Here is a 6115-nt window from a genome sequence, read left to right as displayed (position 1 = left end):
GGTGCGTGCAACGCACCCGCGCCGGGATCCACCGGGAGCCCCGCTCGATCCGCCGGTCACCACGTCACCCCGGTGATGCCGGCGGCAGACGCGGTCGCCCGCCCGGCGCGTCGTCGAACCGCCGGGCGGGCACCGGCAGGGGCAGCAGCCGCGGAGCGGCCCGCCCCCACGGAAACCCGTGGTGCAGGTGCAGCACGGGCGAGGCGTCGGTGCCGGGGCCGGTGTCGGCCAGCACGGCCACCGCGGCGAGCACATCGGGCACCGGCTCCAGTTCCAGGAAGCGCCACCGCAGCTCACGGTCGTCCCCGGGCGGCCGGAAGGCGGTCACCCCGCGGTCCTCGGCCAGGCTGAAGGAGAACGAGTCGAAGGGCAGGCCGAGGCCCAGCCCCCGGGCCTTGGAGTAGGCCTCCTTCAGCGTCCACAGCCGCAGCACCCGGCGGTCCCGGGCCCGGCCCGGCGCGGCCCGGGCCACCCACCGCTGCTCGTCCTCGGCGAAGGACGCCACGATGGCATCGAAGCCCTGGTCGCCGCGGTCGAGTCGCTCCACGTCCACCCCGATCCGGTGCCGGCGCACCACGCCGAGCAGGTTGTGGCCGTTGGAGTGCGAGAGGTTGAAGTCCAGTTCCCGACCGCCGCGCGGCAGCCCTTGGGGCGGTTTCTGCAGGAACGGCCTGCCGCGCGAGGAACGCCAGATCACCGCCTCCGCCTCCGGCACCCCGCTCTGTGCGAGCACGTCCACGAGATCGGTCAGCAGGTCGGCGGGCGGCGCGGCGGATGCCGCCGTCGTGAGCGATGGACTGTCAGGAAGCATGGTGCGACTCCGGTGAGGGGCCGTCCCCGCCGTCCGGCGACGGACGCGGAGACGTGCGGAAGGGGGGCGGCGGGACGGGAGGACGCCGAGCGCGTCCCCGTACCGGCCGACGTCCTGGCCGCCGGCGGCGGCACCGTCCGGGTGGGGACCGGTGCGCCCTGCGCGGGGGCCGTCGCCCGGGGCCCTCCGGCCCGCACCGCGGCCGGGCCGGGGCGGCGACGTCGTGGCGCGCCGGGTGCCGGCGCGGAGCGAGGGCGGGCGGCAGGCAGACGCCTTCCTCCTCGGGATGGGAAGGCGTCCCCGCGGCATGACGACCCGTCAGCCGATGCGGGTGAGACGCTCGCTGCTCCCGGCGGGCGCGCCGAGTGCCTCGGGCCCGGACACCAGGATCGACCGCTGCATCCGGCGCAGCCCGGCGGAGGGCTCCATGCCCAGTTCCCGGACGAGGGCGGTGCGCAGCCGCTGGTAGACGTCGAGGGCCTCGCTGCGGCGGCCGGAGCGGTGCAGCGCCAGCATGAACTGGCCGTGCAGGGTCTCGTGGGTGCGGTAGCGGCTGACCAGGACGGTCAGTTCTCCGAGCAGCTCGCGGTGCCGCCCGAGCCGCAGGTCGGCCTCGATGCGCTGGTCGAGCGCGCACAGGCGCGTCTCCTCCAGCCTCCGGGTCTCCATGTCGAGCTGCGCGCCGGTGTGCACGTCGGCGAGGGCGGAGCCGGTCCACAGGGAGAGGGCCTCCCGCAGCTGCCGGGCCGCGCCCGCGAAGTCACCGGCGTCCATGGCGCGGTATCCCGTGCCGGCCAGCCGCTCGAACTCCCGTACGTCGCTGGCGCCGTCCGAGGTGTTGAGCAGGTAACCGCCCGGCGAGGTGACGAGCACGCCCTTCGCGGTGCGCGCCGGGGCGTCCTGCGGATCGCGCTCGATGGCCGCCGAGATGAGCTCCCGGAGCTGGAGCACATAGGTCTGGAGCGTGGTGCGCGCGCTGCGCGGCGGCTGCTCGCCCCAGAGTTCCTCGGTCAGCGTGGCGACGGGCACCATCTGGTCCGCGTGCAGGGCGAGCAGTGCCAGCACCTGACGAGGCTTCGGTGCCGTCGGGGTCACCGATACCCCGTTCTCCCTGACGTCCAGTGCGCCCAGTACTGCGATGTCCATGGCGTCTCCCCCTGTCCTCGCTACCGGCTTGACCTCCAGTAAAAAACAGGGCGGATGGTTTGTCAATACCAAACCATCCACGCTGTTTTTTCCCCCAGCCCCACTCGAAGGGTGCTTGGACAGGCACTTCCTCACGTCAGGACAGGGGAACCCGGCACCGAATCAGGGCGGTCCAGGGTCACCGCACCACACAGAGGACCCCCTAAAGAACCGCACGGTCTGTTTCTGGGGGTCTCTGCGGACTGCGTCCCGTCAGCCGGGGCAGCAGCAGCTCCCAGAACCGCGTGACCCGCGCTTCCGACAGCCACGCCTTGTCCGTGCCGCCGAGCACCTCGAAGCCGACCGTGGCGGCCACGACGGCGGTCGCGGCGTCCTGCGCCGACACCTCGTCGGCGAGCCAGCCGCCCTCGTCGGCCCGCAGCAGCACGCCCTCGACCCAGAGCTGCCATTCCCGCCGGACAGCGGGCCCCTCGCCCCGGCCCGGACCGTCGGGCAGCACGAAGGCCGCCCGTACGACGGCGTCGTCACCGATCCTGCTCATCAGCCGGTGCGTGGCGTCCACCAGGGACTCCAGCGGGTCACCCTCGCGCGCCCCGGCGTCCCGCACGATCTGGCGCACGACCTCCAGCGCCTCCGCCACGATGGCCTGCGTCAGCGCCTGTTTGTTCTCGAAGTGGAAGTGCAGCGCGCCGTTGCTCACCCCGGCCCGCCGGCTGATCGTCGTGAGCGAGGCGCGGCCGAGGCCCTCCTGCGCGAACACTTCGGCTCCGGCACGGATCAGAGCCCGGCGCGTCAGGGCCGCGCGCTCCTGCTTGACCATCAGTCGTCTCCTGGTCCGGGCCGCGGTCCCGGCGCTCCCGGGCGGAGGCGCCTGCCGTGTCCCGTCGTTCGTCGGTTACATCGGCGGGTTGCCGTGCTTGCGGGAGGGCAGGTCGGCGTGCTTGGTCCGCAGCATCGCCAGGGCGCGGACGAGGACCTCTCGGGTGTCCGCCGGGTCGATGACGTCGTCGACCAGACCGCGTTCGGCCGCATAGTAGGGGTGCATCAGCTCGGCCTTGTACTCCTTGACCAGGCGGGCCCGCACGGCCTCGGGGTCGTCCGCCTGGGCGATCTGCCGGCGGAAGACGACGTTGGCCGCGCCCTCCGCGCCCATCACCGCGATCTCGTTGGCCGGCCAGGCGTACGTCAGGTCGGCGCCGATGGACTGGCTGTCCATGACGATGTACGCGCCGCCGTAGGCCTTGCGCAGGATCAGCGAGACGCGGGGCACGGTCGCGTTGCAGTACGCGTACAGCAGCTTGGCGCCGTGCCGGATGATCCCGCCGTGCTCCTGGCCGACACCGGGCAGGAAGCCCGGCACGTCCACCAGCGTCACGAGCGGAACGTTGAAGCTGTCGCACCACTGCACGAACCGCGCGGCCTTCTCGGACGCCTCGATGTCCAACACCCCGGCCAGCGCCTGCGGCTGGTTGGCCACGATGCCCACGACCTGCCCGTCCAGCCGCGCCAGCGCGCAGACGACGTTCCGCGCCCAGCGCTCGTGGACCTCCAGGTACTCGCCGTCGTCGACGATCTCCTCGATCACCCCGGCCATGTCGTACGGCCGGCTGCCGTCCGCCGGCACCAGGTCCAGCAGGGCCTCGGAACGACGGTCGGCGGGGTCCGAGCAGCCCGTCCGCGGCGGGGTCTCCCGGTTGTTCTGCGGCAGCAACGACAGCAGGTACCGCACCTCGGCGAGGCAGGTCTCCTCGTCGTCGTACGCGAAGTGCGCCACCCCGGACGTCTCGGCGTGCACGGCCGCACCGCCCAGACCGTTCTGGGTGATCTCCTCCCCCGTCACCGCCTTCACCACGTCCGGACCGGTGATGAACATCTGCGAGGTGTCCCGCACCATGAACACGAAGTCCGTCAGAGCGGGCGAGTACGCCGCGCCGCCCGCACACGGGCCCAGCATCACGCTGATCTGCGGGATCACCCCGGACGCCCTGGAGTTGCGCTGGAAGATCCCGCCGTAGCCGGCCAGCGCCGGCACGCCCTCCTGGATCCGGGCGCCGGCGCCGTCGTTCAGCGACACCAGCGGGGCGCCGGCCGCGATGGCCATGTCCATGATCTTGTGGATCTTCGTCGCGTGCGCCTCCCCCAGGGCACCGCCGAAGATCCGGAAGTCATGGGCGTAGACGAACACCGTCCGGCCCTCCACCGTCCCCCAGCCGGTGATCACACCGTCGGTGTACGGCTTCCTCGCCTCCAGCCCGAACCCGGTCGCCCGGTGCCGCCGCAGCTGCTCCACCTCCCGGAACGAGCCCGGGTCCAGGAGCAGCCCGATCCGCTCCCGCGCCGTCAGCTTGCCCTTGGCGTGCTGCGCCGCCGTCGCCTTCTCGCCCGGCCCGGCCAGCGCCCGCTCACGGATCTCCCGCAGCTCGGCCACGCGCCCGCGGGCGCCGGCCGCCCCGCTCGGCACGGGGGCAGTCGTCATCGCCATATCTGGTCCCTCCTGGGACAGGCCGAAGCGGCCCCGCCCGGCCCCTGGGAATAGTAACAAACCGAATGTGCGGTTTCTTCAATGTCGGCGGATCCTCCGCCCGGCGCGACCTCAGCGCCAGCTGCCGGGAGCCACATAGCCCGCCGGTTCGTCCCACCAGGCGGTGGGACCGGCCGGGTACTCCCCGCCCGTCTTCGGGCCGCTCCCGCGCAGCGCGATCAACACCGCCGCCAGGGCCGCCAGCTCTTCCTCGCTCGCATGACCGCGCTCCACCCGAAGCAGCGCCTCCGCCCGCTCCATCCGATCGCCCCCTTCCCGGGTCAGAGGAAAGGGTGGGCCGGGCCGCTCAAGAACGACTCCGGACCTGCTTGAGGGCACCCCCTTCACTCGCCCGCGTCCGCCCGTCCGGCCGGAGACACGCGGTACCGGGCGGCGAAGGCACCGGCACCGTCCCGCTCGCCCCAGAAGGAATCCCAGGCCGCACGCCTCTTCTGTCGACGAGAGAGGCGGACGCGCCCCCGAAAGGACGGGCCGATCGGAAGGGGCACGCAGTCGGAATGCTTCCCACCGCTAGAAATTAAACCGGATGGTATGTATCTTTACACGCCTGAGCGGCCCTCCACATCACTGTCACACCACTGCGGCCCAGGGGGAACAGATATGTCTGCGAGCACGTTCCGCGTGGCACAGCCGATATCCGGCATGCGGCCCGCCGAGGAGCACGACACGACGTCGGCGCGCTTCTTCGTCGTCCCGCACTTCCCGTCTCTGACCACGACCGTCCCCAAGGAACTGGTGCACCGCGCCAGCGTCTCCGAGGTCATGCTCACCGACTGGGCGCGCGTCGACGACGAGCACTACACGGTCGCCGCTCAGTGGCCGCGCGGGCACAGCTTCTTCACCACCGTGGACGGCTGCCACGATCCGCTGATCGCCGCCGAGACCATCCGGCAGGCCGGCATCCTCCTGGCGCACGCGGAGTTCGGCGTCCCTCTCGGTCACCACTTCCTGGTGAACGACCTCAGCGTCCACGTCGAGCCGCAGCACATCCGGGTCGACTGGACCCCCGCCGTGCTGGAACTCCGTGTGACCTGCTCGGAGGTGAAGCTGCGCGGCACGGAGCTGCTGGGCTTCCGCATCTCGGTGGAGATCCACCGCGACGGCCGGCTCGCCGCGACCGGCGGCGGCTCGCTGACCTGCATCACACCCCGGGTCTACCAGCGGCTGCGCGCAGGCCGCCATTCCGGGGACGGCATGCCGCAGGTCATCCCGCTCAGCGCGCCGGAGGCCCCGCAGGTCGTCGGGCGCACCTCGCCCACGGACGTCGTCCTGTCCCCGATCGGGGAAACCGACCGCTGGCGGCTCCGGGTGGACACCCGCCACCCCGTGCTGTTCGACCACATGGTCGACCACGTGCCCGGCATGGCGCTGATGGAGGCGGCCCGCCAGGCCACGAACGCGACCCTCGGCCGCGCGCCCCTGCCCCTGGACGTCGTCAGCGAGTTCAAGCGCTACGTGGAACTGGACGCCCCCTGCCTCATCGAGGCGCGGCGCCTGCCCGCGTCGGGGCGCAAGGAGTCCGTGGTGGTGACCGCTCATCAGGACGACGCGCTCGTGTTCCGCTGCACGGTCTCCCTGCCGTCGGTCACGGGCTGACCGGCGACGGATGAGCACGG

General features: G+C 72.4%; 6 protein-coding genes. 1 reads left to right on the top strand and 5 read right to left on the bottom strand.

Annotated elements, in window-relative coordinates:
• Positions 1–64: 64 nt before the first annotated feature.
• The 5 genes from ACFW6P_RS23770 to ACFW6P_RS23750 all read right to left on the bottom strand — a co-directional run bounded on the left by ACFW6P_RS23770 (position 65) and on the right by ACFW6P_RS23750 (position 4739).
• The gene (locus ACFW6P_RS23770; RefSeq protein ID WP_386424680.1) at positions 65–811 is read right to left on the bottom strand and encodes a 4'-phosphopantetheinyl transferase family protein; all 747 of its coding nucleotides are present in this window, start codon (positions 809–811) and stop codon (positions 65–67) included.
• A 318-nt stretch (positions 812–1129) separates the two neighbouring features.
• Complete coding sequence (locus ACFW6P_RS23765; protein ID WP_386357398.1) at positions 1130–1957, bottom strand: BTAD domain-containing putative transcriptional regulator; 828 nt, start codon at positions 1955–1957, stop codon at positions 1130–1132.
• A gap of 202 nt (positions 1958–2159) precedes the next feature.
• A complete protein-coding gene (locus tag ACFW6P_RS23760) occupies positions 2160–2777 on the bottom strand; it encodes a ScbR family autoregulator-binding transcription factor (RefSeq protein ID WP_386357395.1) in 618 nt (205 codons plus the stop codon).
• Between the two features lie 75 nt (positions 2778–2852).
• Positions 2853–4439, bottom strand: a complete 1587-nt coding sequence (locus ACFW6P_RS23755; RefSeq protein WP_386357393.1) for an acyl-CoA carboxylase subunit beta — start codon at positions 4437–4439, stop codon at positions 2853–2855.
• A 111-nt stretch (positions 4440–4550) separates the two neighbouring features.
• The gene (locus ACFW6P_RS23750; RefSeq protein ID WP_386357390.1) at positions 4551–4739 is read right to left on the bottom strand and encodes an acyl-CoA carboxylase epsilon subunit; all 189 of its coding nucleotides are present in this window, start codon (positions 4737–4739) and stop codon (positions 4551–4553) included.
• Between the two features lie 381 nt (positions 4740–5120).
• On the opposite strand from ACFW6P_RS23750, the gene ACFW6P_RS23745 reads away from it, so the two are divergent.
• Entirely contained in the window at positions 5121–6095 is a 975-nt protein-coding gene (locus ACFW6P_RS23745; RefSeq protein ID WP_386357387.1) for a ScbA/BarX family gamma-butyrolactone biosynthesis protein, read from the top strand.
• Positions 6096–6115: the final 20 nt, after the last annotated feature.

This window comes from Streptomyces sp. NPDC058741 (assembly GCF_042746715.1).
Taxonomy (GTDB): Bacteria; Actinomycetota; Actinomycetes; order Streptomycetales; family Streptomycetaceae; genus Streptomyces.
This window is presented reverse-complemented; position numbering and strand designations above follow the sequence as displayed.

Excerpts from the sequence above, each read along its gene's own strand:
- ACFW6P_RS23760 (WP_386357395.1), bottom strand. The coding sequence starts at position 2,777 with ATGGTCAAGCAGGAGCGCGCGGCCCTGACGCGCCGGGCTCTGATCCGT.
- ACFW6P_RS23770 (WP_386424680.1), bottom strand. The coding sequence starts at position 811 with ATGCTTCCTGACAGTCCATCGCTCACGACGGCGGCATCCGCCGCGCCG.
- ACFW6P_RS23765 (WP_386357398.1), bottom strand. The coding sequence starts at position 1,957 with ATGGACATCGCAGTACTGGGCGCACTGGACGTCAGGGAGAACGGGGTA.
- ACFW6P_RS23755 (WP_386357393.1), bottom strand. The coding sequence starts at position 4,439 with ATGGCGATGACGACTGCCCCCGTGCCGAGCGGGGCGGCCGGCGCCCGC.
- ACFW6P_RS23750 (WP_386357390.1), bottom strand. The coding sequence starts at position 4,739 with ATGGAGCGGGCGGAGGCGCTGCTTCGGGTGGAGCGCGGTCATGCGAGC.